Below are 26,241 nucleotides of genomic sequence, written 5' to 3'. Positions count from 1 at the left end.
TTCAGCGAACGTCATCACCCCGCGGGCGGCATTCATGGGGACCCGCCGCATCCACACTTCACTCAGGAGAAAACATCATGCAGGACACCACTATTCATCCATCCGATGTCGTGACCGAACAGAGCCGGACCGTGTCCGGCATTCTCGACATCACCGACCAGCACAGCACGCTGCGGGTCGAGGGCTATCTGCCCGAACCGCAGGATCTTCATGTGCCGACCCGACTGGTTCGCGAATTCGGGTTGCGCCGTGGCGATATCGTCACCGGCACGGCCGGAACGCGACGGGAGAACGCGAAACTCGCACCGCTGACCACCATCGACAGCATCAATGGGCTGCCGCCGGACAATGCGTTGCGCCGGCCCCGGTTCGCGGACCTGGTGCCCGTCTACCCGGACGACCGGCTGCGGCTCGAAACGGAGCCGCACGAATTGACCACGCGCGCAATCGATCTGGTCACTCCCATCGGCAAGGGTCAGCGCGCGCTGATCGTCGCACCGCCCAAGGCCGGCAAAACCTCTGTGCTGCAATCGATTGCGCACGGCATCGCCAAGAATCATCCCGAATGCCATCTCATGCTGGTGCTCGTCGGTGAACGCCCCGAGGAGGTGACCGACCTGTCCCGTGCGGTCCCCGCCGAGGTGGCCGCCGCCACCTTCGACCGTCCGGCCCATGAACACATCGCGCTCGCGGAGCTGGCCATCGAACGCGCCAAACGTCTCGTCGAAGCGGGTCGCGACGTGGTCGTGCTGCTCGATTCGCTGACCCGTCTGGCCCGCGCCTACAACCTGGCGGCCACCGGTTCCGGCCGCGTCCTCTCCGGCGGCGTGGACGCCGCAGCCCTGGCCCCGCCGAAGAAATTCCTCGGCGCGGCCCGCAATATCGAGCACGGCGGCTCGCTCACCATCATCGCCACGGCCCTGGTCGAAACCGGGTCGCTCGCCGACACCGTCATCTTCGAGGAGTACAAGGGCACCGGCAATGCCGAACTCAAACTCGATCGCCAGTCGGCCGACCGCCGCCTGTTCCCCGCCATCGATGTCGACCGCTCCAGCACGCGTAAGGAAGACCTGCTCTTCACCCCCGCCGAACTGGTCGCGACGCGCTCGCTGCGCAGGACCCTCGCGGGCCGCGAACCGCAGCAATCCCTCGAACTGCTGCTGACCGGCCTGCGCCAAACCTCGACCAATACCGAATTCCTCACCCAGATCCGCAACGCGGGCTGAGGCCGTCCGCCCGCTCGGCGCGCTGATTCACGAACTTGTCTGTGCCTGCTGCAAGACTCTCGACCATGCGATGGGCGGTGGCGGACACGGAGGACGGCGGGGCGCGTCTGTGTCCGCTCGGTCCCGACGGCCGGCCCGCGGGGCCGGTGGTGGACGAGCCGTCACTGGTCGAGGCGGTTCGGGCGCGGCCGGAGGTACAACGGTGGGTGTGGCGGTCCACCAGCGAGATTCATCGGCGGCTGCTGGCCGCGGGCGTGCGGGCGGAGCGGTGCTATGACGTGGAGGCCGCGGAGGCGCTGCTGATCGGGCACGAGCAGGGGCAGTCGGGGCAGCCTCGGTCATTGGCGGCTGCCTGGGCGCGATTGCGCAATCTGCCGGTGCCGCCGGACGCGCCGGTGCGGGCTGCCGATACGCAGCCGTCGCTGTTCGAATCCGCGCCCGTCCCAATGCCTCCCGGGGCCGATGAGTTCACCGCGCTGCTGGAGGTCTACGCGGGGCAGGTGGCGCGGACCGCCGAGACCGAACATCCCGAGCGGATGCGCTTGCTGCTGGCGGCGGAATCGGCTGGTCTCCTGGTGGCGACGGAGATGAATCTGGCCGGAATTCCGTGGCGCGCCGATGTGCACCGGGAGCTGCTGGAAAGCATGCTGGGAGAACGTATTTCAGGGGCGTCGGAGCCGCGGCGCATGGCGGAGCTGGCCGAGGAGGTGTCGCGGGCCTTCGGCGCCCGGGTCCGTCCCGACCTACCCGCCGACATCGTCAGAGCCTTCGCCCGCGCCGGAATCATCCTGTCCTCCACCAGGAAATGGGAACTGCGGGAAATCGATCATCCCGCGGTGGCGCCGCTGCTGGCCTACAAGTCCCTCTACCGGCTGCACACCGCGCACGGCTGGGCCTGGCTCGACCAGTGGGTGCACGACGGCCGCTTCCGTCCCGAATACATTCCGGCCGGCACCGTCACCGGCCGCTGGACCACCAATGGCGGTGGCGCCCTGCAAATTCCGAAGGTGATCCGCCGGGCGATCCGCGCCGACCCGGGCTGGCATCTCGTGGTGGCCGACGCCGGCCAGATGGAACCGCGCGTCCTCGCCGCCATCTCCCGCGATCCGGGCCTCATGGAGGTGGCGGGTCGCGGCGACGACCTCTACGCCGACCTGGCCGCCCGCGCCTTCGGCGGCGACCGCGACCAGGCCAAAATCGCGCTCCTGGGCGCGATCTACGGCCAGACCTCCGGCGACGCCCTCACCCACATGGCCGAACTCCGCCGCCGCTACCCCGCCGCGGTGGCCTATGTGGACGATGCCGCCCGCGCCGGTGAGGAGGGCCGCATGGTCCGCACCTGGATGGGCCGCACCTCTCCCCCGTCCACCGACCACACCGACCCCGACCAGGATTCACCGCCCGTCTACGGCAGCACCGCGGCCGCCCGCGCCCGAGGCCGCTTCACCCGCAATTTCGTCGTCCAGGGCAGCGCCGCCGACTGGACCCTCCTGGTCCTGGCAACCCTGCGCAACACCATGTTCCACGCGGGCCTGCGCGCCGAACTCGTCTTCTTCCAACACGACGAAGTCATAGTCCACTGCCCCGCAACAGAATCCGAGCAGGTCACCGAACTCATCACCGCCGCAGCAGCATCCGCGAGCCGCCTGGCCTTCGGCCCCACCCCCGTTCGCTTCCCCTTCACCACCGCCGTCGTCGAATGCTACGGCGACGCCAAATGAGAACCGCCCAACGCCAGTCGATCCACGAATGCCCACACCGCCCGCTCATGACGCGACTGCTCGATCGGTGATCGCGCTGCCGCGGAGGTACTGCCGAGTTACGCGGGAGGGCGCCAGGTCGCAACCACCTTGCCCGCATACGGCACCCACTGGACTCGGGTCGGAGCTTCGGGATCGACCGTCGCATCAGCGAGGAAGGGCGTGCAACCTTCCAGGCTCTGCCCCTGACTCAACGCCCTGAACTCGTCCGGTTTCACCCCCGCACATGCCTTTTCCACGCCGGCTTTCACGCCGGCCCCGGTCATCCCCGAGAACGGCGCCGGGCTGATGGTCAGCTCCGCCAGACGATTCCGGCCCGCGTAGACGGCGAAGTAGGTGCCGACGTCGGCGCCGACGGAAGTGCGGGTAAGGCGGTAGCGAACGTAGTAGGGCGTACCGATGCCGACCACCGAGGACTTCGTGAGGGCGTGGGTGAGGCCGTCGAGATCCGAGGTCATACCCTGATCGATGCGGAGCACCGCGATTCCCACCGTGCCGTCGATCCGTGACACCGTCGCCGATTCCCCGAACAGCAGATCCTGCCTGACATCCGCACCACAGCCCGACAGTACGAACGCACACCCCGCGACGACAGCCGCAGCGCCACAACGCAACCCACTCACGCCGAGCCATTCTGCCAGCCCGGCAGCGACCTTTGGGCGATCCTCGGGTCGGTGGCCGACGGGCGGGTCCGTTATCGCCGGGTGCGGCGGTACGCGCGGGCGGCGCGGACCGTGCTCTTCGCCCCGGCTGCCGCCACAATGGCGCTGAGCGGGATGAGCAGGTCGATCCAGTGGCTGTGGATCGGACGGTATGTGGTTGTGCCGTCCTTGATCTCGATGAAACCGAGGGGGCGGGCTCCGACGCCGCCACCGCCTCCGCCGCCACCTGAGGACTTCTCGTCGCCGGATTCGCTGCCGGCGCCGCCGCCGAAGCCGAAACCGATACTGGCTACCGGGATTACGGTGACGCCGTCAGCGGTGACGGGGGCGCCGAAGACGGTGCGCACCGAGGCCTGTCCCCCCAGGTGGTCGGTCAAACGCTCCAGCAGTTTCGCTGCCGCGTCCGCTGGATCGCTCGTAAAGCGTTGTCCCTGAATACTGTCCGGAATGGTCACGCTGACCCTCCCTGCCGTTCGACTGGTTCGGCTCTGCCGCGCCGACGATGCGCGGCCGCTCGGGGACAGCGTATGCCGGGCGGGGACGCGGCGGGCGGGATGCGGGCGATCCGGATCGAGGCCGAGGGTGAGGTAGATCATGGTCTGGTTAGCGGGCAATTTGCTAGTACTTCAGAGGTGCTGGACGGATGATCAATATGAGATAGCCGGACACCGCGACGCGGTGAGCGGTCGAACCAGCCCAACCAGAAAGGCCGCCCATGAAGCGTTTCACCACAGTCCTGACAGCAGCTGTGACCGGCGCGATCGCGATTCCGCTCATCGCCGCGGCGACCGCCACCGCCGATGTGTGGCAACCGGCGCCGGGCATCTCCATTCCCCTCCCCGACGGCGTGTTCACCGGCAGCGCCGGCGTGCAGCCCTCCACCCCGCCGAGCCCTGAACATGTCGAAGGCGAGCCGTGCGGTGACAACGGCGGCCACTGGGTGCACCTGGACGGCGGCAACGCGACCCACTACGGCACCGAATGGCTCTGCCGAGTCGGCTGAGCCGATTGCGGCGTATGGACGGAGTTCACCGGGCGGTGGGCGCGGGACGGTTCGACGGTCCCGCGCCCGCCTGAGCGGGTGGTCAGCCGCACAGGGTCAGCTGGATCAGGGATTGCAGGGCGGCGTCGATGGGGTGGGGTTGAGGTGCTCCCGAGGGGTCGAGGCGGTTCCAGCGCTGCAGGTTCACGGCGATGGACATTTGGCGGTGGCCGTCGGCGCTGGTGAGGGAGATGGCGCCGCCGCCCCAGACGGAACCGTCGTGGCCCCAGAAGGTTCCGTGGCCGGGGACGGTGACCTTGTGCAGGCCCAGGCCGTACTCGATGGTTTTGCCCTCGAAGGAGATGACGGGGACCGTGCGCTGCATCTGCGCCAGCGCGGCCGGGCTGACTATTTCGCCGGAGAGCAGGAGGGCGTAGAAGCGGTTCAGGTCGGCGACGGTCGAGATGAGGTTGGCGGACGGGCCTACCCAGGACATGTCGTAGACGCTGTAGTCGCGGGGCGGGTCGATCATGCCGAACCAGGATTCGTAGTGCCGGGAGTGCGGGCCGGTGATGTGGGCGCCGGTGGGGAGTTCGGTGTCGCGCAGGCCGGCGCGTTCGATGACATTGCGGGTGATGTACTTTTCGGCCGATGTGCCGGTGATGGCCTCCAGAAGTTGGCACATCAGTAGGTAATTGGTGTTCGAGTAGCGGCCGGGGGTGCCGCCGGGGACGCCGGTGGGCGGCGCCGAGACACCCATGCCGATGAGTTCGATCTGGTCGAAGCTGGTGCGGCGGTTGGCCTCCAGGCTTTCCGGGGTCGTCTTGGCCAGGTCGGGGAAGGCGGCGAGGGAGGGGTTGGCGAGCGGGAAGTATTCGGCGAGGCCGCTGGTGTGATTGATCAGCATGCGGACGGTGATCGCGGTGCCGCGTTCGCCGGACACCAGTAGCGGCAGGTAGTGGCCGATCGGTGTGTCGAGGTCGATGTCGCCGCTGTCGGCCAGTTGCAGTACGGCGGCGGCGGTGAAGGACTTGGTGATACTGCCGACGCGGTGGCGCATGTCCGGCGTGACCGGGCGTTTCGTGGCAAGGTCGGCGAATCCGGCTGCGCCACGGTAGATTTCGTTGCCGTCACGCACCTCGGCGAACACTCCGGGCATGCCCGCGCGGTGCAGGTTCTGCAGGGCGGTCTGTAGCTTCTCGGGATCGAATGTGTTGGTCACGGCACAACTATCGGCCGCGGGCTCCCGCCGGGTATTGGACAAATCTTCCCCACGCCCGATACCGCTGCTGGGCGATGGCCGGCAGGTAGTGCGCGGTCAGGGCCGCGGGTGTGCGGTCGGCGAAGCGGGACACGTCCCGGCACAGATGCGCCTGATCGGTATAGCCGCATTCCGCGGCGACCTCGGCGGCCGGTTTGCCCGCCAGCAATCCGTCCACCGCGGACCGGAAGCGGACCAGCATCGCCGCCCGCTTGGGCGTCAATCCCACCTGGGACTCGAACCGCGACCACAGCCGCTTGTGACTCCATCCCAGGGCTTCGGCCAGCCCGCCTATCCGCACCTGCCCGCGCGACGCGAGAATGCGATTCCAGCCCTCGATCACCTCGGGATCGGGCGCCCGCGCCGCCATATCGCCCTGTGCCAGAAAGGCTTTCGTCACCGCGAAGCGCTCGTCCCAGCTCGCGGCGGCCGCGAGCCGTTCCCGCAGCTGCCCGGCCCGCGCACCCCACAGCTCGTCGAGCGCGACCACACCGTGCCCCAATTCCGTTGGCGCGACACCCAAGAGCGAATATGCCCGCAGCGGCGACATGCGCACCTCGAGACAGGCGGGCCGCTCCCCACGAATGCGCGCCGGCTCGAGCGGCAGCCCGGCCACGAATCCACCGAGCCCGCGCCGCCCGCCCGCGTCCTCGACGAGCAGCCCCGCACCCCCGAATTCGATCACCATGGTGACGGCGGCCGCCCCGGCCACCCGCAACTCCAGTCCCGGCGCGCCCACATTGCGGTATCCGATCATCGCCACGCCCGGTGGCGCGGCGCCGACCGCCCGCGCGAAATCCCACACCCGGCCAGCGTACCTATTCACCTGCGGAAATGCCCCGCCCAGCAACCCACCGGCGGTAGCATCGGCTGATGAGTGGCGACCCGAGGCCGGGCTCGTGACCACGGCCGGAGGCGGCGATACGGCCTTCACCGGGTCCATCCCCGAAATCTACGACACCCTGCTGGTCCCGATGATCTTCGAGGAACCGGCCCGGCTACTCGCGGAAGCGGTGGCCGAAACCGACGCGGTCGAGGTCCTCGAAACCGCGGCCGGAACCGGAATCTTCACCCGAACCCTTGCCCGGCTGGGCGCGCACACCATCGTCGCCACCGACCTGAACGAACCCATGCTGGCCGCGGCCGCCCCGCGTCTGGCTTCGGATCGTGTGCGATGGCAGGTCGCCGACGCACAGGATCTCCCGTTCCCCGAACGCTCCTTCGACGCGGTGGCCTGCCAGTTCGGCGTCATGTTCCTCCCCGACAAGGTGCACGGCTACGCCGAGGCCCTCCGTGTGCTGCGGCCGGGCGGCATATTCGCCTTCAATGTCTGGGATCGCATCGAGAACAACACCGTACCGCTGCTCATCACCCAAGCCCTGGCCACGGCCGCGCCCGACGACCCCGTCGAGTTCTTCCCTCGAACCCCGTACGGCTACTTCGACTTCGAGCGAATCCACGACGAACTCACCGAGGCCGGTTTCGAACAGATCCGCGGCGAATACATCGACGGTGCGAGCCACTCGACCGCGGAGACCGGCGCGGTGGCCTTCTGCCAGGGCACCCCACTGCGTGGTGAGATCGAGCGGCATCCCTCCCTCGATCTGGAATCCGCCACCGCCATCGCCGCCGCGGAATTGCACCGCCGTTATGGATCAGGGGCGTTCTACGCGCCGATCCGATGGCTTCAGGTGACGGCCCGCCGACCGGTCCTGTGAGGAAGGCGCACATGTCGATTCGGTCACTGTAGCGAGCCCGGATCCGGGCCCCGCCGGCGAACGATCCCATCAGGCCCGCCATCTCACCACAACCCCCTACATTCTGGGGACCTGCGGGTTACCGGAATCGGAACGGCATTCGATTTCCTTGTACCACCAGCGATTACCACTTCCGACTGGGACAGTGCGCGCTCGGATTGGGCAGTTTTCTCGTCCGGCACAAGGGATTCCGAGCTCGTATACTCCCGTGCCGCGGCGCTGGTACGGAATTTCGCGCCGGGAACGGCGCCGGGATCCCGGCGCTCGCAGGGAGATGAGGGGCAAGTGGGCGTGCTCGCACGGCTGGCTGTCGGCCGGCCGAAAACTGTTGTCGCGGTGATTCTTGCGTTGCTGGTGCTGGCCGGGGTGGGCGGCGCATCGGTGCAGCAGCGACTGTCCGGGGGCGGGTTCTGGAACGCCGACGCCGAATCGGCGCGGGCGGCACGGATATTGGCGGAGAAGTACACCACGGGAACACCCAATGTGATTGTGCTGGTGGATGTTCCGCAAACCTCCGGAACAGTCGACACACCGGCGGTGAGTGCGGCGGGGACCGCCCTCACCAAGGAACTGGCCGCCGTGGAAGGCGTGCGGTCGGTGAACTCGTACTGGTCGACGGGCTCGCTGGAGTTCCTGCGCAATGGCGATCGGAGCCGGGCGCTCATCGCGGTCGACATTCCGGGCGACGAGATCGCGGTGGAGAAGGTCGCCGAACGACTGCTCGCCGACTATCGCGATCGCGACTACGAGGGCCTGCACCTGCGGCTGGGCGGGGCCGCGGTCAGCTATCACGATGTCACCGAGCAGCTCACCCACGATATGAAAGTCAGTGAGGCGGTATCGATTCCGATTCTGCTGGTGCTGCTGGTGCTGATCTTCGGCAGTCTGGTGGCGGCGGGGCTGCCGCTGGTGCTGGGCATCGTGTCGATCGTGGGGACGTTCGGCACGCTGCGACTGCTCACCGAGTTCACACAGGTGTCCAGCTACGCGCTGAACTTGACCACGGTGCTGGGCCTGGGCCTCGGCATCGACTACAGCCTGTTCCTGGTCAGCCGGTTCCGTGAGGAGCGCCGCGCCGGGCGCGAGATTCCGGCCGCGGTGCTCACGACGGTCACCACCGCCGGTCGCACCGTGCTGTTCTCGGCCGCCACCATCGTGATCGCCATGCTGGCCATGCTGCTGTTCCCGATGCCGTTCCTGCGCTCGCTGGCAGCCGCCTGTCTGTCGGTGACGCTGCTGGCCGCCCTGGCCACGGTGACGCTGCTGCCGGCGCTGCTCATGCTGTTCGGGCATCGCATCGACGCACTCGATCTCCGCCGGGGCGTGCGCACGCTGCTCGGACGCCCCGAGCCGACGCCCAAGCAGCCGGAGCAGGGCTTCTGGTATCGCACCGCACGCCGAGTCACGGCTCGTCCCTTGGCCTTCGGCGGTGCGGCACTGCTGCTGGTACTGCTGCTCGGCGCACCCTTCGCCGGGCTGAAACTGGGCCTGACCGATGATCGCGCCCTGCCCGCCACCGTGGAGAGCCGTCAGGTCGGTGATGTGCTGCGCGCCGAATTCCCCGCCACCACCGCGGGTCAGTTCGACGTGGTGGTCGACGGCCCCATCTCCAGCGCCGATCTCATGACCCTCACCACACGGCTGCAACAGCTCGAGCATGTGCGGCTGGTCCGCAGCGTGCCGGGCGCCGACGGCGCGCATCTGACGGTCCTGCCCGATATCGACCCGTACTCCCCGGCCGCCGATACGCTGCTCGAGCAGATCCGCGCCACCGACTCCCCCGCCCCGCTGCTGGTCGGCGGCGCGACGGCCGAGAACACCGACACCAAAGCCGGTCTGGCCCAGCGTCTTCCGCTGGTCGTGGCGCTGATCGTGATCGCGATGATCATCCTGCTGTTCGCCTTCACGGGCAGCGTGATCATCCCGATCAAGGCGGTGCTGCTCAATACCCTGAGCCTGTCGGCGACCTTCGGCGCCATGGTCTACATCTTCCAGAACGGCCACTTGAAGTGGCTGGTAGGCGATTTCACCGAAACCGGCTACCTCGCCGCGCCGGTCCCGGTGCTGGTGTTCTGCCTGGCCTTCGGTCTGTCCATGGACTACGAGGTGTTCCTGCTCTCGCGGATCGCCGAGGAGTACCGGGTGCGCGGCGTCACCGACGACGCCGTCGCCTACGGCCTGGAACGCACCGGCCGCATTGTCACCGCCGCCGCTTCGCTCATGGCGATCGTCTGTGTGGGACTGGCGTTCTCGCAGGTGTCGTTCACCAAGCTGATGGGTGTGGGCCTGACGCTGGCCGTGCTCATGGACGCCACCGTCATCCGCGGCGTGCTGGTGCCGGCGCTCATGCGCCTGCTGGGCGACGCCAACTGGTGGGCGCCCGGCTTCTTGAAACGCGTACACCATCGAATCGCGGTGCGGGAGGAGTCCACCGCCACCGTGTGAACGGTGTTGTGCACCTTGTCACAAGCGAATTCGCTTGCCGATTCCCGCAACCGCGCGCGCACTGTGCCCGGCCACAAAGGCCGGGGCGCCGGCCTTGTCGCGCGCAACGCCCGAATCGGCCGCGGCCGTGACCTTTCCACCATTCCCAATCACCGAGTGAATTTGGTTACCAGACAACGTTATTGGCTATCGAAGTGAGCCCGTGGCACAGTGTGGCCGGGCATCTCACGCGAGTCACGAACATGTGAACAACGCCCGCTCAGCGGGCGAATACGACATTGCCCGAAAGGTTTTCGGATCGCCGCAGCGCCGCGGGATCGCGCAAGCATCGGCACATCATTTCAGGGGTAAGCCATGTCCATTTCCATGCGTTATCCGCTCACTGCCTATCAGCGCGACATCTGGACGATCGTCGAGCTCTTTCCCGGTCTGCCCAGCTATCTGTCCAGCGTGGTGGGCCGGTTCTCCCTCGATATCGACGTCGACGCCATGGTGACGGCGATCGAGCGCACCTGGGCCCGCAACGACGGCCTGCGGCTGCGCTTCCGCGTCGTGGACGGCGTTCCCTTCCAGGAACTTTCGACCGAACCCATGCCGGCCGTGCAGGTGATCGACGTCAGCGACGCCGCGGACCCGCACGCCGAGGCCCTGCGCCGGGTGCACGAGCTCACCGGCAATGCCATCGAACTGGTGGACGCGGTGCCGTTCCGGGCGCATATCGTGCGCGCCGGGGCGGACCGCTCCTACGTGCTGGTGACCACCCACCACATTGCCGCCGACGCGACCGGGTTGTTCAATATCGGCGCGCAGATCCTCACCGATTACGCCGGAATCACCACCACCGGAGACCCTTTCGACCTGCCGGGGTCGTCGTTCCTGGGCTGCCTGGACTTCGAACGCGACTACCGGGCGAGCGAGCAGTACGGAATCGACCGGGACGCCCTGGTGGACCGGCTGCGCGCCACCACACCCGCCCTGTTCGAACGCCCGCGCGCCACGGGCGGACTCGCCCCTGTCACCTCCCACACGTTCACTCTCGAACGCGCGCTGGTCGATCGGATTCGGGCGGCGGGCGTCTCGCTGTACCCGTACTTCTGCGCCATGCTCGGGCTGTACCTGTCGCGGGTGCTGCGCACGCATGAGATCGCCATCGGCATCCCGTTCGGCAATCGCCACAATCCCACCGAGCAGTCCACCATCGGGCATTTCGCCAACACCCTGCCGCTGCCCATCGACACCGGCGGCCACGCCACCGTGCGCGACCTGGTCGCCGCGGTGAAAGCCGATGTGCGCCAGATGAAGCCGCACGAGCGCTACCCGCTCGGCGACCTCATGGGTGAGCTGCGCCGCGCCGGCAATCCGGCCCGGCAGCTGTTCGACGTCACCGTCGCCTACCCGCGGCTGCCCGACACCGCCGGCCTCATCGCAGGGCTGGAAGAGGTCCAGCAACCCTCGCAGGGCTACAGCCCCCTCGCCATGGCGTGGACCATCTCCGAGATCGACGACGACGGGCCGCTGCTCATCCGCCTCGATTACGCCACCGACATCTTCGATGCCGACTATCCGATCGAGTCCGCCGCCGCGCATCTCACCGCGCTGCTGTACGCGGGAATCGATGCCCTGGACAGCGACCCGGCGCTGCTGCCCATGCTCTCGGCGGCCGAATACGATGCGCTGGTCGACCGCGAGCGCGCGACCACGTATCCGTACGACGCGCAGGCCAGCGTGATCGGCCGCATCACCGAGCAGGCCGCGCGCACGCCCGGCGCGGTCGCCGTGCACGCCGCGGACGGGGCCACGATCAGCTACGGCGACCTGCTCGCCCGCGTCGCACAGCTGTCGGGCCTGCTGCGTGAATCCGGCGTCAGCGCGGGCGATCTGGTCGCCGTTGTGCTCGAACGCGGCCCGGACATGCTGGTCGCCATGCTGGCGGCCATGCACGCCGGAGCCGCCTATGTCCCGGTCGATCCCGGCTATCCGGCCGACCGCATCGCCTACGTGCTGGCCGACAGCGCCGCCAAGGTGGTGCTCACCGATGCCGCGCGCGCCGAGACCATCGAGGACGCGGTCACGCTGACCCCCGAGCGCTGGTCCGCGGGCGCCCACGCCGCCGCGCCGGTGCCGGACGGTTCCGATCTGGCGTATGTGATCTACACCTCCGGTTCCACCGGACACCCCAAAGGTGTTGCCGTCGAACACCACTCGGTCATCAACCGGCTGGCCTGGATGCAGCGGCGCTACCCGCTGCGCGCCGGTGACGTCATCCTGCAGAAAACGCCGTCGTCGTTCGACGTGTCGGTGTGGGAGCTGTTCTGGTGGGCTCTCGAGGGCGCGCAGGTGGCGCTGCTGCGACCGGGCGGCGAGAAGGATCCGCGCGAAATCCTCTCCGCCATCGCCGATTCCGGCGTCACCGTCATGCACTTCGTGCCGTCGATGCTGACCCCGTTCCTGGATCTGCTGGAAGCCGATCCGGCCGCGGTCTCCCAGGCGTCCGGGCTGCGCACGGTGTTCTGCAGCGGTGAGGCGCTGCTGCCGCACCAGGTCACCCGCTGGAACCGCGCCTTCGCCGGACTCGGCTCGGCCGCACCGCGATTGGTCAACCTGTACGGTCCGACCGAGGCGACCGTGGACGTCTCCTATCACGACACCCCGCAGGATCCGGCGCGGCCGGTGACCCGGGTGCCGATCGGCCGTCCGATCGACAACACCCGCCTCTACATCCTCGGTCCCGCCGATCAGCCGCAGCCCCTCGGTGTGGCGGGTGAATTGTGCATTGCCGGTGTGGGTTTGGCGCGCGGCTACCTGCACCGCCCGGAGCTGAACGCGGAGAAGTTCGTCGCCGATCCGTTCCATCCCGGCGAGCGCATGTACCGCACCGGTGACCTGGTCCGCCGCCTGGCCGACGGGGAAATCGAGTACCTGGGCCGCATCGACCGGCAGGTGAAGATCCGCGGCAACCGGATCGAACTCGGCGAGGTCGAGAACGCCCTCGCGGCCTTGCCCGGCATTACCGCGGCAGCAGTCATCGATCACCATTCCCCCTCGCGCGGAGCCTATCTGGCCGCCTACTGCGTCGCCACCGAGGGGCTGGAACCCGCGAACCTCCGGGCCGGGCTGGCGCGGACGCTGCCGGAGTACATGATTCCCGCACAGTTCGTGCGCATCGACGCGATTCCCTTGACGCCCAGCGGAAAAGCCGACCGCACCGCCCTGGCCGCCATCCGCCCGGAGGCCGACGCCGCCGAGCAGACCGCGCCGCGCACACCGGTCGAACAGCAGCTGGCGCAGGTGTGGTGCGAGGTGCTCGACCGGGAGTCGGTGTCGGTGTTCGACAACTTCTACGACCTCGGCGGCGATTCCATTCTGCTGCTTCGGGTCCGGGCGCGCGCCGAGGCGCGGGGGTTGCTGATCAGCGCCCGCGATATCGCCGAATCGCCCACCATTGCCGAACTGGCCGAGCGGGCCCGCACCGGGGCGGTCGTCGCGGCCCCGATCGAACCCTTCGCACTGGTGCCCGGTATCGACCGGGCCCGGCTGGGGCACGTCGAGGACGCCTACCCGCTGACCCGGTTGCAACTGGGCATGCTGTTCCACAGCCGCGAGCGCGCCGAATCATCGCTCTACCACGATGTTTTCCGGTACTCCCTGCGGATGCCCTGGGACGAGGCCGAGTTCCGGGCCGCGCTGCGGCGCTCGATCGCCCGGCATCCCATGCTGCGCACCTCCTTCGATCTGGCCGCCTACTCCGAGCCGTTGCAGCTGGTGCACGGCCACCTCGACGCGCCGCTGACGATCACGGATCTGCGTGGGGCCGAGCCGGATACGGCCGAGACGGCGGTGCGGGAACATGTGGCCGAACGCCGGCTGCGCCCCTATGTCTTCGACCAGCCGGGGCTGTTCCACCTCGCTGTCTTCCGGCTCGCCGACCGGATCGACATCGTGCTGTCGTTCCACCACGCCATCCTCGACGGGTGGAGTGTGGCGACGCTGCTGTCGGAGCTGCTGGCCGACTACCGGGGCATCGGCGACCTATCCGCCGGCGAGCTACCCTCTTTCGCCGAATACGTTCGCGCTGAACGTGAGTCGATCGCGGATCCGGCCGACCGGGAGTTCTGGGCCCGGGAGCTCGACGGCGCGGAAACCGCCCGCATCCCGGGTGTGCGCCCGCACGGCCCGGTCACACCGGACAGCGCGGCCGGGCCGGTCGACGCCCGGGTGTCGCGGACGATTCCGGTTCCGGCCGAACTGCTTTCGCGCGCCGACGCGGTGGCCGCCGCCACCCATGTGCCGGTGAAGTCGGTGCTGCTGGCCGCGCACGTGGCCACCGTCGGCCTGCTGTCGGGCCGCACCGATGTCACCACCGGTGTCGTCACACACGGCCGTCCCGAGCGCCTGGACGCCGAGCGCATGGCCGGACTGTTCCTCAATACGATGCCGCTGCGCATCGACTTCGCCGGCCGCTCTCGCCGGGATCTGCTGACCGGGATCTTCGACCGGGATCGGAACAGCGCGCCGCACAAGCGTTTCCCGCTGACCGAGATCCAGCGTGCGCTGGGCGTGGTCCTGGACACTGCCTTCAACTATGTGCACTTCCATGCGGCCGGCGCGGCCCTGGAGGCCCTCGATGTGACGCTGCTCGGCATCGACATTCGCGAGGACACCAACTTCGCGCTGCTCGTCAATGCCGTGCGCAATCCCCTGGACGGCACCCTGGCGCTGCGCATCGACGGCGACCCGGCCGCCTACACCCGCGAGCAGCTCGACAGCATCGGCGAAACGTATCTGGCCGTGCTGGAACTGCTCACCGGCGATCCGGCAGCTCCGGTCGACTTCGGGGCGCTGGCCCCGGCTCCGGCGGCGGCTCCCGGGCCGATCGCACCCGGCACGGTGCTCGACCTGTTCGATGCGACCGCGGCCCGCACGCCGGACGCGATCGCGCTCGAATTCGGTTCCCGCACAGTGACGTACGCGCAACTGCTGGCCCTGTCCAACCGGATCGCGACGGCGCTGGTGGCGCGCGGCGCGCGGCCGGGTGACCGGATCGCCATGGCGGTGGACCGCTCCCCCGAACTGGTGGCCACCGTGCTCGGCATCGCCAAGGCCGGTGCGGCCTGCGTGCCGCTCGATGTCACCTACCCGCAGTCGCGCCTGCACGCCATGCTCGAGCAGGCCCGGCCTTTCGCGGTCGTCACCGGCCCGGGTCACGAATCGCTGGTGCCGCAGCAGCATTCCCGCATCGGCCTGGACGACCTGGTGACCGCCGCCGGCACCGCCGCACTCCCGGCCGTCGCTCAGGACGGGACCGCGTACGTGCTGTTCACCTCCGGCTCCACCGGAACCCCGAAGGGTGTGGCCATGCCGCACCGGGCGCTGGTGAACCTGATCCGGTGGCAGCTGTCCACCGCCAGCGGCTGGCTCAGTGATGTCGAACGGGCTCCGGCGACAACACAATTCGCGCCGCTGTCGTTCGATGTGTCCTTCCAGGAGATCTATTCGACGCTGTGCGGTGGCGGGCGGCTCATCCTGCTCGGCGAAGAACAGCGCCGCGACCTGCCCGCGCTCGCCCGACTGCTGGGATCCACCGCGGCAGAGCGCATCTTCCTGCCGTACGTGGCCCTGCAGCAACTGGCCGAGGCCGCCATCCGCCTGGATATCGCACCGGCGAGCCTGCGGGTGATCATCTCCTCCGGTGAGCAGTTGCGCGTCACCGACGAGATCCGCGCGCTGTGCGCGGCCGGGACCGGGGTCGTGCTCGAAAACCAGTACGGCCCCACCGAAACCCACGTCGCCACCCGGTACACCATGACCGGCGACCCGGCGCGGTTCCCGGTGCTGCCGCCCATCGGCAGGGCCGTGGACAATGTGGAGATCCTGGTCCTGGACGAGCAGCTGCGCCCGGTGCCGGACGGCGTCCCCGGGGAGATCCACCTCGGCGGCGCCGCGCTCGCCGACGGCTACGAGCATCGTCCCGATCTCACCGACGCCGCCTTCGGCCCGCACCCGTTCGCCCCCGGGCGACGGCTCTACCGCACCGGCGACATCGGCCGCCGCCTGCCCGGCGGGGATGTGATCAGCGATGGCCGCCGGGGCGGTCAGGTCAAGATCCGCGGGCACCGCGTGGAACCCATGGAGGTCGAACTCGCGCTACAGCGGGTCACCGCGTCCGTCCCGGGTGTCAGCGAGGTGGCCGTGGTCGCGCACGCCACCGCCGGAGCCTCCAGCGCGCAGACGCTGCTGGTCGGCTTCCTGGTCGGCACGCGCGAGGACGTCGACGAGCCGGACATCCTTGCCGCGCTGCGGGAATGGCTGCCCGACTACATGATCCCCAGCCGCCTGGTGTGGCTCGACGCGCTGCCGCTGACCCCCAGCGGCAAGCGGGCCGACGCGGTGCTGGCCGGTATGGCGCTGCCCGCGCCGCAGGCCGCCGATCGGGTGGCCCCGCGCACCCCGGTCGAGGCCGGGCTGGCCGCCCTCATGGCCGAGGCCCTGGGCCTGCCCGAGGTCGGCATCCACGATGACTTCTTCGCCCTCGGCGGCACCTCGCTGACGGCCATGCGGCTCATCGTCTCCATCGAACAGCGCTTCGGTCTGTCGCTGCCGGTTTCCGCGCTGGTCACCGGGCCGACCGTGGCCGCGCTCGCCCGGCATCTGGACGAACGGGCGGGCGCCGGATTCGATCCGCTGGTGCCACTGCGCGAAGGCAGCGGGACACCGCTGTTCCTGGTGCACCCGATCGGCGGTAACGTGCTCTGCTACGTCGAATTGAGCAAGCGGCTGCCCGCGAACCAGCCGCTGTACGGTTTGCAGGCGGCCGGACTGGAGCCGGGAAGCACAGCGGCGCAGTCCATTCCGGAGATGGCGAGCAATTACATCGCGGCGCTGCGCCGGGTGCAGCCGGAAGGCCCCTACCATCTCGGCGGGTGGTCGCTCGGCGGCATGGTGGCCTTCGAAATGGCCCAGCAGCTCCGCGAATCCGGGCACGAGGTGGGCATGCTCGCGCTCGTCGACACCATGACCGTGCGCCACGGGGACGGCACACCCGTGCCGCAGCACTCGCTCTACGAGTTCTTCCTGTGGGAGCTGCTGTGGCTGGCGCGCGGCGCGGACACCGCCGTCATCGAGATCCCCCTGGAGCTCGAATCCGAGGACGAGGTCTTCGATTTCATTCTCGACTCCGCCGTCGAAGCCGGGGTGCTGCCGCCGGCCGGGTCGCGGGCGCTGGTGCGGCGACTGTTCGAGGTGTTCACCGGCGGCTGGCGGGCCATCGACAGCTACCGGCCGCACGCCTACGAGGGTGACATCACCCTGCTGCGCGCCGCCGAACCGCTGCCGGAGGTGTTGCGCCCGGCGCACGACAGCGCGGGCACCCTGCACCGCGACCCCACCAATGGCTGGGACGCCTACGCGGCGGGCCATCTCGAGGTGATCGAGGTGCCCGGCGATCACCTCACGCTCATTCAGGCGCCGCACGTCGCCGCGGTGGCCGCCCAGCTCACCCGTCTGCTCGAACACGCGTCGGCGACCGCCTCGTGAAAGTATCGGATCCCGTGACACAGCAAGGAAATCCAGTGAACTCTCCCGTCAAGTCGGCGATCGTCGTCGGAGCCGGAATCGGCGGACTCACCGCCGCGGCCGCCCTGCGCCGCGCCGGAATCGATGTCGTGCTGTGCGAGCGCGGCCCCGAACTGCGTGCCGCCGGATTCGGGCTGTCGGTGCAGTCCAACGCCATGAACGCGCTGCGCACCCTGGATCTGGGCATCGACGAGGAACTGCTGCGGGTCGGCGGGCGGGCGCGCTCGTTCACCTTCCGGTATCCGGACGGGTCGGATATGCGGCGCGTGGACGTGGCGCCCATCGACGCCGAACTCGGCGCGCCCGCGGTGGCGGTGGCGCGCAAGGATCTGCACGAGGTGCTGCTGGCGGCCTGCGGGGACGATCTGCGCGTCGAAACCGGCGCGGAGGCAGTGTCATTCAGCGAGACCGCCGACGCGGTCGAGGTGCGCTTCGCCGACGGGCGCACGCTCAGCGCGGATGTGCTCATCGGCGCGGACGGCATCAACTCGGCCGTCCGCGCCCAGCTGCACGGCTCGGAAGCCCCGCGGCCGGGCAAGTTCGTGTGCTGGCTGGCGCTGGTGCCGTTCGCACACGCGGCCATCGAACCCGGTGCGTCCATTCATTATTGGGGCCGGGGCATGCGGTTCGGCATCCACGATATCGGGCACGGGAACGTGTACTGGTGGGGCACCATGACCACCAGCGGTGAGCTGGCCGCCAACTGGCCGCACGGGAAGGCCGATCTGCTGTCCCGGTTCGCGGGCTGGGCTCCGGAGATCACCGAGATCATCACGGCCACACCGGAAGCCGATATTCTCGCACTCCCGGCGCAGGATCGGCCGCCGCTGACCTCGTGGGGTCGCGGGCGGGTCACCCTGCTCGGCGATGCCGCGCATCCGATGCTGCCCAGCCTCGGGCAGGGCGCGAACGCGGCCATGGAGGACGCGGTGGTGCTGGCGCACGCGCTGGCCACGCACGAGGACGCCGCGACCGGGCTGCGGGTGTACGAGCAGCGGCGGATTCCGCGCACCACCATGTTCGTGGACGGGTCGCGCAAGCTGGGGCGCATCGAGCAGACCCGCAATCGGGCGGTCATCGCGGTGCGAAACGCCTTCATCGCCAAGGGGAACGAGGAGAAGCTGCGGGCGAACCTGGCCGAGCCCATGACCTGGCCGGGGCTGGGCGATGCGGAGCCGGTGGCGGCGCTGCCGCGCCCGCTGTCCACCCTCGAGCGCTGGCACTGGACCGCGGATCAGGTTGCGCCGCTGCACATTGTGTCGCGGGTGCGGGTCACCGGCGACCTGGACGCGGACGCGGTGCGGGCCGGGCTGGCAGCGCTGGTGCGCCGCCATCCCATCCTGCACGCCGTGGTGCGCAGCGAAGGCGGGCGTGATCCACGGTTCGTGCCGATCGAGGTGCGGCCGATCCCCCTGCGGGAGGTGGCAGCCGGGGAGTGGACCGCCGAGATCGACACCGAACTGCGGGAACGCTTCGACGCCGACGCACCGCTGCTGCGGGCCACGCTGATCACCGTCGCGCCGGGCGTGCACGATCTGGTGCTGACCTCGACCTACACCATTGCCGACGCCGTCACCGTGCTGTCGTTCGCGCGGCAGGTCCTCGAGCTCGCCGCCGCCACCACCGGCTGGCTGCCCGAGGTTCCCGCTCCCGCGTCGCCGGAAGCCCTGTTCCCCAAGCCCTTCCAGGGTGCGCGGGGCAAGGGCAGGGCGATCGGCCGGCTGGTCGCCGACGGGCTGCGTGATATGCGGGCCAAGCCGGTGCGACTGACCCCCGGCGCCGAAGTCGCTCCGGCACAGCGGTTCACCCGGGTCGCGCGCCGGGTGCTCGACGGTGCCGAATACCAGGCGCTGGTCGCGGCTTGCGAACAGCGCGATGTGGCCCTGTCCAGCGTCGTGGCCGCCGCGCTGGCACGCGCCGCCGGCGCGGATGCCGGTGCGCCCCAGGCCAACTACCCCATCGGTGTCTCGGTGCTGTTCCGCGAACAGCTGGCCCGGCCCCTCGACACCACCCGTACCGGCGCCTACCAGGCCATGATCGCCCTGCCCACCCCGGCGGGCCGCCCGCTGTGGGAAGCCGCCGCCGAATTCGACGCCGAGTTCTCCGGCCGCGTCGCCCAACGCCAGCACCTGGCCAACCTGGGCGGCATCGGCTTCATGATGCCCAAGACACCCGCCCAGTCGGACAAGGTCGTCAAACTCCTCGACGCCCGCGGCCCCGGCCATCTGTGCCTGACCTATCTCGACACCCGCGACTTCCCGTCCCGCATCGGCGACTGGGAGATCTCCGGCGCCGAATTCGTCTCCGGCATGTCCATCAGCGGCATGACCATGCTGACGGTGGGTCTCGGCGCCGACGAACTGTCCCTCAACCTCGGCTACATCGAAGGACTCCTGTCCCCCGACCGCGCCGACGCCCTGGTCGGCGCCCTCGCCGACGGCCTGCGCAGCGCCGTTCCCGCATCGGAAACCGCTGCCGCGCACTGAGGTTCACCGCCGGTGCCGCATCCCGCGCGGCACCGGCCTTTCGTCGTCACCTCGGAGTTCACGCGGCGTCGGTGCGGACACCGACCGTGCGGGTGAACCGCCCGCCCTCGGGCCGGTGGGCATTTTCGCCCGGTTCTCGCGATTCCGGCCGATGAGTTCGGGCGGGTGGCGGAGTCTGATCTGGTGATCGGACTACTCCACCTTCGAAAGGCACGATCATGGGCAAAGTGATTACGGGCGCGACCATGTCCCTCGACGGCTTCATCGCCGGGCCCGGGGAGAGCGGGTTCGAGCATTTGTTCGCCTGGTACTCCTCCGGGGATATCGAGTACCCCAGCACCCACCCGGAGCTGAGCTTCAAGACGTCGGGGGCCAATGCGAAATTCTTGCAGGAGCTGGCCGGTGGGACGGGGGCCTGCGTCGTGGGGCGGCACCTGTTCGATCTCACCGACGGCTGGGGCGGGATCCATCCGATGAATGTGCCGATCGTGGTGCTCACCCATCGGGTGCCCGAGCAGTGGATCGCCGAACATCCGGGTGCGCCTTTCACTTTCGTGACCGAGGGGATCAAGGCCGCCGTCGATGCCGCCACGCGGATCGCCGGGGAGAAGAATGTGGCGGTCAATGGCGGCACCATGGCGCGGCAGGCCCTCGAAGCCGGGTTGGTCGACGAACTGTGGGTGTCGGTGGCGCCGGTGCTGCTCGGAGGCGGCACGCCGTTGATCGGGCAGTTCGAGGGTGCGCCGCTGGTGCTGCCGGACCCGGAGGTCATCGCCGGAGATCGGGCCACCCACCTGCGGTATCGGATTCGCTGATCGCTCGGTATCGGGTTCGCGGCTCCGCTTGCGCCGCGAGCGAACAGGGTGCCGCCGGGGCCGAGGGCGGGCATGCTGGAGGCAGGAAACGACGTAATCATGTAAGCGGGTGGTCGTCATGAGCGATGAATCCGAGCACGGCGCCTCGCCCATGCCACCGGGATTCGGGGACGGGCGCGCGGAATCCGATGCGCTGGACGCGTATTCGCGCACGGTCATCACGGTGGCGGCCTCGGTCACCCCGCACGTGGCCAGCGTGCAGACCCGGCGCGGCGGGGGTTCGGCGGTGGTGTTCACCGATGACGGGTTCCTGCTGACCAATGCGCACGTGGTGGGGTCCGCGACGAACGGGATCGTGGTGTTCGCCGACGGGGTGGAGTCGCGATTCGATGTGGTGGGCGTGGATCCGCTGTCGGATCTGGCGGTGCTGCGGGCGCGCGGCGGTGCACCCGAGGCGGTGCAACTCGGTGACGCCGACCATCTGGTCGTCGGGCAGCTGGTGGTGGCCGTGGGGAGCCCGCTGGGGTTGGCGGGCTCGGTCACGGCGGGGGTGGTGAGCGCGCTCGGGCGGGCGGTGCCGGTGGGCAATCGGCGCACCGCGCGGGTCATCGAGGACGTGATTCAGACCGATGCCGCGCTCAACCCCGGCAATTCCGGTGGGGCGCTGTCGGATTCGGCGGGGCGCGTGGTGGGGGTGAATACCGCGGTCGCCGGAATCGGGCTGGGGCTGGCGATTCCCATCAATGTGACCACCCGGCGCATCATCACCACGCTGCTGCACGAGGGGCGGGTGCGGCGGGCCTACCTGGGCGTGGTCGGGGTGCCCGCGCCGCTGCCGGCCACGGTGGCCGAGCGCACCGGGCAGGAGGCCGGACTGCGGATCGTCGACGTGGTGCGCGGCGGGCCCGCCGAGAAGGCGGGGCTGCGGCGCGGCGATCTGGTGTTGAGTGTCGCGCGGCGGGAAGTCAAGGACGCCCAGGGGATTCAGCGGCAGCTGTTCGACGATGCCATCGGGCGGGCGCTACCGGTGACGGTGCTGCGCAATGGGGCCATGGTCGATGTCATCGCGGTGCCCATCGAGCTCACCGTCGACTGAGTCGAACGGATTGTGCGAGCCGCGAGCTCAGGACGCGGAGCGCTGCCGCGTCGAAGCGTCGGGCTGCCAGACTTCGGCGAGCTCGTCGAGGGGCAGGCCCAGGGTGCGGCTCAGCGCCACGATGGTGCCGAAGGCCGGGGTGGGCAGGCGGCCCGACTCGATCTTGCGCAGGGTCTCCGGGGAGATGCCCGCGGACACGGCGACCTCGGTGAGGTCGCGGCCCGCGCGGGCGGTGCGCAGGGCCGAGCCCAGACGGCGACCGGCCTCCATCTGGGCGGGGGTCAAGGGAAGACGGACCATGCGGTTCACCTTACGACTGGTATTTAAATACCGCAATCCGCTACGGTCGGTATAAAAATACCGGAACTGGAGGATGTCATGGTCGAGCTCAAGACCCCGGCGGAGATCGCGCGCATGCGGGTCACCGGGCAGTTCGTCGCCGAGGTGCTCACCGAACTGCGCGGCAAGGCGCAGATCGGAGTGAATCTGCTGGAATTGGAAGCGATTGTGCGCGAACGCATCCGAGAGCGCGGGGCGGTGTCCTGCTATGTGGACTACGCGCCGTCGTTCGGGCGCGGCCCCTTCCGCAACACCATCTGCCTGTCGGTGAACGACGCGGTGCTGCACGGGCTGCCGTTCGACTACACGCTGCGCGACGGCGATGTGCTGAGCATGGATCTGGCCGTGTCCATCGACGGATGGGTGGCCGATTCGGCGATCACCGTCATCGTCGGCACGCCCGATCCCGAGGATGTGCGGCTGATCCGCACCACCGAAGAGGCCCTGCGGGCCGCGATCGCCGTCGCGCACGCGGGCAATACGATCGGCGACATCTCCGCGGCCATCGCACAGGTAGCGAAGGGGCAGGGGTATCGGGTGAACACCGAATTCGGCGGGCACGGGCTCGGGCGGACCATGCACGAGGATCCGCACGTCCCCAATGACGGGCGCGCCGGGCGCGGATTCCGGCTGCGGCCCGGACTCACCATCGCCATCGAACCGTGGCTGGCGCGCACCACCGATCGCCTCGTCACCGATCCCGACGGCTGGACCTTGCGCTCGGCCGACGGTTCCCGCACCGCACACAGTGAGCACACCGTCGCCATCACCGAGAACGGGCCCGAAATCCTCACGCTCACCGTGTGATCGGACCGACGGTGAAGCGAAACAGGCTCCGCGAGATACTGTTTCGATGGGTACCGACGAAGACCTAGCGCAGGCCGCCGCCGACGGCGATCTCGCCATCGCCATGGAGAGCCTGGAGCAGGCCACCCACGGGCGACTCCCCGACGGCCGGCGCCGCATCTTCCGCGCTGCGCTGGATGCCTTCGGCGAGAACGGATTCCACGCCACCACCACGCGCGATATCGCCTCCCGGGCGGGCCTGTCCCCCGCCGCGCTCTACGTCCACTTCGGCTCCAAAGAGGAAGTACTGCATCGCATCTCCCGCGCCGCGGTGCGGCTCACCCAGCAGATCACCGACAGCGCGGCCGCCGGGCCCGGCACTGCCGCGCAACGCCTGGCCGCCACCGTCGCCGACCTCACCGCCTGGCATGCCCGCCACAGCGGTGCGGTGCGCCTGGTCCTGCACCACCTCACCGACCTCACCCCGGACCACCGCACCGAGATCGACGACCTGCTGCGCGGCATCCACCGCTCGGTGCGCGCCCTCCTCGCCGAGGGCGCGCACGGCGGCGAATTCCACGTACCCGACCCGGGCGCAACAGCTCTCAGCGTCATATCGCTGTGCGTGGACACCGCACGCTGGTACCAGCCGGGCTATCGCCGCTCCCCCGAGCAGATCGGCGACGATCACGCCGCGAGCGCCCTGCGCATGGTGGCGGCCCGACGATAAGACACCGGGAGGTCGTGCCGGGTCAGGACTCGTCGGTGAGCCAGCTCTCGAGGGCGGTCAGGGCTTGCAGCTCGGCGGCGAGGGCGGCGCGGTCTTCGGCGGAGAGGTCCAATTCCGCCATGCGCGTGCCGAGTTCGGCGACGCGTGCGGAATCCTCTGCGGCGATGGCGATTTCGGCGAGCATGGCCAGGGCCCGGGCCCGGTCCAGCGCGGGGGCGGTGGCGGCGAAGCGGCGCAGGCCGGTTTCGAGGACTCGGACGGCGTTGGCGTCGTCGTTCTTGGAGTCGCGGAAGATGCGGGCATTGTCCATGACCCGGGCCAGACCCTCGAGACTGCGGGCGCCGCCGTACTCAGGGTCGGGCTCATCGCGCTGGATATAGATGATGGAGTTGCCGACCGGGTCCACCACGGTGAAGCGGGTCTGGCCGGGGCGGAACCGGGTGATGCGCGGGATGCCGCGGGCGGGGATCCTGCCGTAGCGGGCGCGCAGGGAGGCGGTGAACTCCTGATGCCAGGATTCGACCTCGTCGACGATCACCAGAGCGCTGATGTACGCCTGCTCGGCATTGTCGAAATCCTTCGGCGTGGGGCCGAAGTAGACCGAGAAGCCGTCGCGGGTGACCATGCCGGCGGTGTAGGGGCGGGTCTGCTCGTAGGTGACCTCGTACCCGAGGGTGCGGTAGAAGTCGAGGGTCGCGGGGAGGTCCCCGCCCCACAGCACCGGAATCGATGTGGCCGCCATCGGCGATCCTCCTGTATTCGGTCCAAAACTGGGTCGAACCCACGCTATCCAGAGCGCGGCGGCACACGCACATGCGAATTTTGTCCGATCTCCGATTAGGCTGCGGGCATGGACAACCCGTTCGGCGCCGCCGGGACCGCGAACTACGTACTGCTCACCACCTTCAAGAAGGACGGCACCCCGGTCGGCACCGCCCTGTGGGCCGCGCTCGACCAGGGCCGCCTCTATGTCTGGACGGTCACCGACAGCTGGAAGGTCAAGCGCATCCGCCGCAATCCGCAGGTCACCGTGCAGCCGTGCGATGTGCGCGGCAAGCCGCACGGCGAGGTTGTGCAGGGCACCGCCACCATCCTCGACGCGGCGGGCAGCAACCGGGTGCGCGGACTCATCAAGCGCCGCTACGGATTGCAGGGGCTGTTCATCGTCGGCGGCAGCGTGCTGCGGCGCGGCAAGAGCGGCACCATCGGCATCGAGATCGTGGCGGCCTGACGGGCTACTCCCCCACCGCAATCGGGGTGATGACCACGCCGACAGAGCGGTCCGCACCCCGGAACAGCTTGTGCGCCTCGACCGTCAACCTGCCGAGCACACGGTACTTGCGGGCCACCGCCGCACGAACCCGCTCGGTGCCCTCGGCGTCGGCCACCTGCGCGGTGCCCGTCACGATGTCGTCATCGCGGACCTGACCGCGCGGATCGCACACCTGCAGCGTCACCGCGGGATTGCGCCGGATGCGCTTCACCTTGCCGGTGCCGGGATGGGTCCACACCACCAGACGGTGGCCGTCGGGCGCGATCCACACCGGCGTACCGACCGCGGTCCCGTCCTTCTTGTAGGTGGTGAGCAGGGCGTATTTGGCCTGAGCCACATCGTTCCACGTCATGGCTTCACGCTAGGGCGGACCGGGCGCGCTCACATCCGCCCGCGCACGCAACCCGGACTACGCGTACGCGCGTACGTCGGCCGCACACGCGGTCACCGCCGGAGTCGCCTCCGGCGGTGACGCTCTCGGGGATCATGTGGGAGCTACCGCATCACCTCTGTCCCGCGATGATCGCGCCGAGCAATCCGCCTACTCCGCAGCCGATGATCGCGCCCACGAAGAAGAAAAAGAAGCCGATGACCGCGCCGACCACACAGCCGATGAGGGCACCGGCCACGATCGATCCGGCATCGGCGACCTGTTGCAGCGCAACGGTATTCACACTGGGCGCCGCGACATCGGTGGTGCTGGCCGGGGTGACCGTCAGCACTGTGCCGGAGGCGTCGAGGCTCGGGATGACCTCGTACACCCGGTCGGCGGCGTAGTAGACGAGCGGAATGGCGCCGATGGCCTCACCGCTGGATGCGATGACGGTGACCGCGTTCTCGGCCAGGGCGAAATGGCCGGAGGTGAGCGTGGTGGTCACGCTGCCGCGGTCGGCGGCGAGGGTGGTGGTGTATTCGACTCCGCGATCCACGCCGACGATGCCCGGTCCGGCGAGCGGCTCGCCGTGAGCGGTGACGGTGGCGACGCAGAGCGCCGCGACGGAAAGCAGTGCCGTGACAGCGAATTTGGCGATTCTCATAATGGTTACCCGCA

Annotated in this window: 20 protein-coding genes; 12 read left to right on the top strand and 8 right to left on the bottom strand. The window is 69.3% G+C overall.

All coding sequences use genetic code 11. The annotated features are described in order from the left end of the window. The first annotated feature begins 77 nt into the window (after positions 1-77). Both H0264_RS21105 and H0264_RS21100 read left to right on the top strand, forming a co-directional pair. On the top strand, positions 78-1,226 hold the full coding sequence (locus tag H0264_RS21105) for a transcription termination factor Rho, short form (RefSeq protein WP_181579133.1): 1,149 nt from the start codon (positions 78-80) through the stop codon (positions 1,224-1,226). Positions 1,227-1,291: 65 nt separating this feature from the next. Continuing rightward, the gene (locus tag H0264_RS21100; RefSeq protein WP_181579132.1) at positions 1,292-2,947 is read left to right on the top strand and encodes a bifunctional 3'-5' exonuclease/DNA polymerase; all 1,656 of its coding nucleotides are present in this window, start codon (positions 1,292-1,294) and stop codon (positions 2,945-2,947) included. Positions 2,948-3,045: 98 nt separating this feature from the next. On the opposite strand, the gene H0264_RS21095 is transcribed toward H0264_RS21100, so the two are convergent. Together H0264_RS21095 and H0264_RS21090 are read right to left on the bottom strand one after the other, a co-directional pair. Beyond that, positions 3,046-3,498, bottom strand: a complete 453-nt coding sequence (locus tag H0264_RS21095; RefSeq protein ID WP_181579131.1) for a hypothetical protein — start codon at positions 3,496-3,498, stop codon at positions 3,046-3,048. 182 nt (positions 3,499-3,680) lie between these two features. Then, a complete protein-coding gene (locus H0264_RS21090; RefSeq protein WP_220139801.1) occupies positions 3,681-4,103 on the bottom strand; it encodes a spore germination protein GerW family protein in 423 nt (140 codons plus the stop codon). Between the two features lie 260 nt (positions 4,104-4,363). On the opposite strand from H0264_RS21090, the gene H0264_RS21085 reads away from it, so the two are divergent. Next, entirely contained in the window at positions 4,364-4,651 is a 288-nt protein-coding gene (locus tag H0264_RS21085) for a hypothetical protein (protein ID WP_181579130.1), read from the top strand. 82 nt (positions 4,652-4,733) lie between these two features. On the opposite strand, the gene H0264_RS21080 is transcribed toward H0264_RS21085, so the two are convergent. Beyond that, complete coding sequence (locus H0264_RS21080) at positions 4,734-5,852, bottom strand: serine hydrolase domain-containing protein (RefSeq protein ID WP_231085873.1); 1,119 nt, start codon at positions 5,850-5,852, stop codon at positions 4,734-4,736. Positions 5,853-5,859: 7 nt separating this feature from the next. Beyond that, positions 5,860-6,696 carry an AraC family transcriptional regulator gene (locus H0264_RS21075; protein WP_231085875.1) on the bottom strand — a complete coding sequence of 279 codons (837 nt, stop codon included), beginning with the start codon at positions 6,694-6,696 and terminating at the stop codon, positions 5,860-5,862. Between the two features lie 94 nt (positions 6,697-6,790). On the opposite strand from H0264_RS21075, the gene H0264_RS21070 reads away from it, so the two are divergent. From H0264_RS21070 to H0264_RS21045, 6 genes are all read left to right on the top strand, one after another. After that, positions 6,791-7,609 (top strand): class I SAM-dependent methyltransferase, encoded by an 819-nt coding sequence (locus H0264_RS21070; RefSeq protein ID WP_220139800.1) that lies wholly within the window; start codon positions 6,791-6,793, stop codon positions 7,607-7,609. A 324-nt stretch (positions 7,610-7,933) separates the two neighbouring features. Next, positions 7,934-10,093, top strand: a complete 2,160-nt coding sequence (locus tag H0264_RS21065) for an MMPL family transporter (protein WP_181579129.1) — start codon at positions 7,934-7,936, stop codon at positions 10,091-10,093. A 354-nt stretch (positions 10,094-10,447) separates the two neighbouring features. Continuing rightward, on the top strand, positions 10,448-17,626 hold the full coding sequence (locus H0264_RS21060; RefSeq protein WP_181579128.1) for an amino acid adenylation domain-containing protein: 7,179 nt from the start codon (positions 10,448-10,450) through the stop codon (positions 17,624-17,626). Positions 17,627-17,661: 35 nt separating this feature from the next. Then, on the top strand, positions 17,662-20,151 hold the full coding sequence (locus tag H0264_RS21055; protein ID WP_181579127.1) for an FAD-dependent monooxygenase: 2,490 nt from the start codon (positions 17,662-17,664) through the stop codon (positions 20,149-20,151). 218 nt (positions 20,152-20,369) lie between these two features. Further along, positions 20,370-20,966, top strand: coding sequence for a dihydrofolate reductase family protein (locus H0264_RS21050; RefSeq protein ID WP_181579126.1), 597 nt, complete (start codon positions 20,370-20,372; stop codon positions 20,964-20,966). 151 nt (positions 20,967-21,117) lie between these two features. Next, on the top strand, positions 21,118-22,062 hold the full coding sequence (locus H0264_RS21045; protein WP_181585720.1) for a S1C family serine protease: 945 nt from the start codon (positions 21,118-21,120) through the stop codon (positions 22,060-22,062). Between the two features lie 27 nt (positions 22,063-22,089). On the opposite strand, the gene H0264_RS21040 is transcribed toward H0264_RS21045, so the two are convergent. Continuing rightward, positions 22,090-22,362: a helix-turn-helix transcriptional regulator gene (locus tag H0264_RS21040; RefSeq protein WP_181579125.1), complete on the bottom strand. Its 273-nt coding sequence runs from the start codon at positions 22,360-22,362 to the stop codon at positions 22,090-22,092. A gap of 78 nt (positions 22,363-22,440) precedes the next feature. Between H0264_RS21040 and map the strand changes: the two genes are divergently transcribed. Together map and H0264_RS21030 are read left to right on the top strand one after the other, a co-directional pair. Further along, the gene (gene map / locus H0264_RS21035) at positions 22,441-23,208 is read left to right on the top strand and encodes a type I methionyl aminopeptidase (RefSeq protein WP_181579124.1); all 768 of its coding nucleotides are present in this window, start codon (positions 22,441-22,443) and stop codon (positions 23,206-23,208) included. Positions 23,209-23,254: 46 nt separating this feature from the next. Beyond that, on the top strand, positions 23,255-23,917 hold the full coding sequence (locus H0264_RS21030; RefSeq protein WP_220139799.1) for a TetR/AcrR family transcriptional regulator: 663 nt from the start codon (positions 23,255-23,257) through the stop codon (positions 23,915-23,917). Between the two features lie 22 nt (positions 23,918-23,939). On the opposite strand, the gene H0264_RS21025 is transcribed toward H0264_RS21030, so the two are convergent. Next, positions 23,940-24,659, bottom strand: coding sequence for a VOC family protein (locus H0264_RS21025; protein WP_181579123.1), 720 nt, complete (start codon positions 24,657-24,659; stop codon positions 23,940-23,942). 108 nt (positions 24,660-24,767) lie between these two features. Here H0264_RS21025 and H0264_RS21020 point away from each other — a divergent pair, with 108 nt between their 5' ends. After that, complete coding sequence (locus tag H0264_RS21020) at positions 24,768-25,148, top strand: PPOX class F420-dependent oxidoreductase (RefSeq protein ID WP_181579122.1); 381 nt, start codon at positions 24,768-24,770, stop codon at positions 25,146-25,148. A 4-nt stretch (positions 25,149-25,152) separates the two neighbouring features. Here the strand turns inward: H0264_RS21020 and H0264_RS21015 are convergent, their stop codons facing one another. After that, complete coding sequence (locus tag H0264_RS21015) at positions 25,153-25,542, bottom strand: PPOX class F420-dependent oxidoreductase (RefSeq protein ID WP_181579121.1); 390 nt, start codon at positions 25,540-25,542, stop codon at positions 25,153-25,155. A 151-nt stretch (positions 25,543-25,693) separates the two neighbouring features. Beyond that, positions 25,694-26,227, bottom strand: coding sequence for a DUF8020 domain-containing protein (locus H0264_RS21010; protein ID WP_181579120.1), 534 nt, complete (start codon positions 26,225-26,227; stop codon positions 25,694-25,696). Positions 26,228-26,241 lie beyond the last annotated feature (14 nt).

Source organism: Nocardia huaxiensis, assembly GCF_013744875.1.
Taxonomy (GTDB): Bacteria; Actinomycetota; Actinomycetes; order Mycobacteriales; family Mycobacteriaceae; genus Nocardia; species Nocardia huaxiensis.
This window is presented reverse-complemented; position numbering and strand designations above follow the sequence as displayed.

Coding starts and splice junctions, on each gene's coding strand:
- H0264_RS21105 (WP_181579133.1), top strand. CDS start 78: ATGCAGGACACCACTATTCATCCATCCGATGTCGTGACCGAACAGAGC.
- H0264_RS21100 (WP_181579132.1), top strand. CDS start 1,292: ATGCGATGGGCGGTGGCGGACACGGAGGACGGCGGGGCGCGTCTGTGT.
- H0264_RS21085 (WP_181579130.1), top strand. CDS start 4,364: ATGAAGCGTTTCACCACAGTCCTGACAGCAGCTGTGACCGGCGCGATC.
- H0264_RS21060 (WP_181579128.1), top strand. CDS start 10,448: ATGTCCATTTCCATGCGTTATCCGCTCACTGCCTATCAGCGCGACATC.
- H0264_RS21050 (WP_181579126.1), top strand. CDS start 20,370: ATGGGCAAAGTGATTACGGGCGCGACCATGTCCCTCGACGGCTTCATC.
- H0264_RS21045 (WP_181585720.1), top strand. CDS start 21,118: ATGCCACCGGGATTCGGGGACGGGCGCGCGGAATCCGATGCGCTGGAC.
- H0264_RS21040 (WP_181579125.1), bottom strand. CDS start 22,362: ATGGTCCGTCTTCCCTTGACCCCCGCCCAGATGGAGGCCGGTCGCCGT.
- map (WP_181579124.1), top strand. CDS start 22,441: ATGGTCGAGCTCAAGACCCCGGCGGAGATCGCGCGCATGCGGGTCACC.
- H0264_RS21030 (WP_220139799.1), top strand. CDS start 23,255: ATGGGTACCGACGAAGACCTAGCGCAGGCCGCCGCCGACGGCGATCTC.
- H0264_RS21025 (WP_181579123.1), bottom strand. CDS start 24,659: ATGGCGGCCACATCGATTCCGGTGCTGTGGGGCGGGGACCTCCCCGCG.
- H0264_RS21020 (WP_181579122.1), top strand. CDS start 24,768: ATGGACAACCCGTTCGGCGCCGCCGGGACCGCGAACTACGTACTGCTC.
- H0264_RS21015 (WP_181579121.1), bottom strand. CDS start 25,542: ATGACGTGGAACGATGTGGCTCAGGCCAAATACGCCCTGCTCACCACC.
- H0264_RS21010 (WP_181579120.1), bottom strand. CDS start 26,227: ATGAGAATCGCCAAATTCGCTGTCACGGCACTGCTTTCCGTCGCGGCG.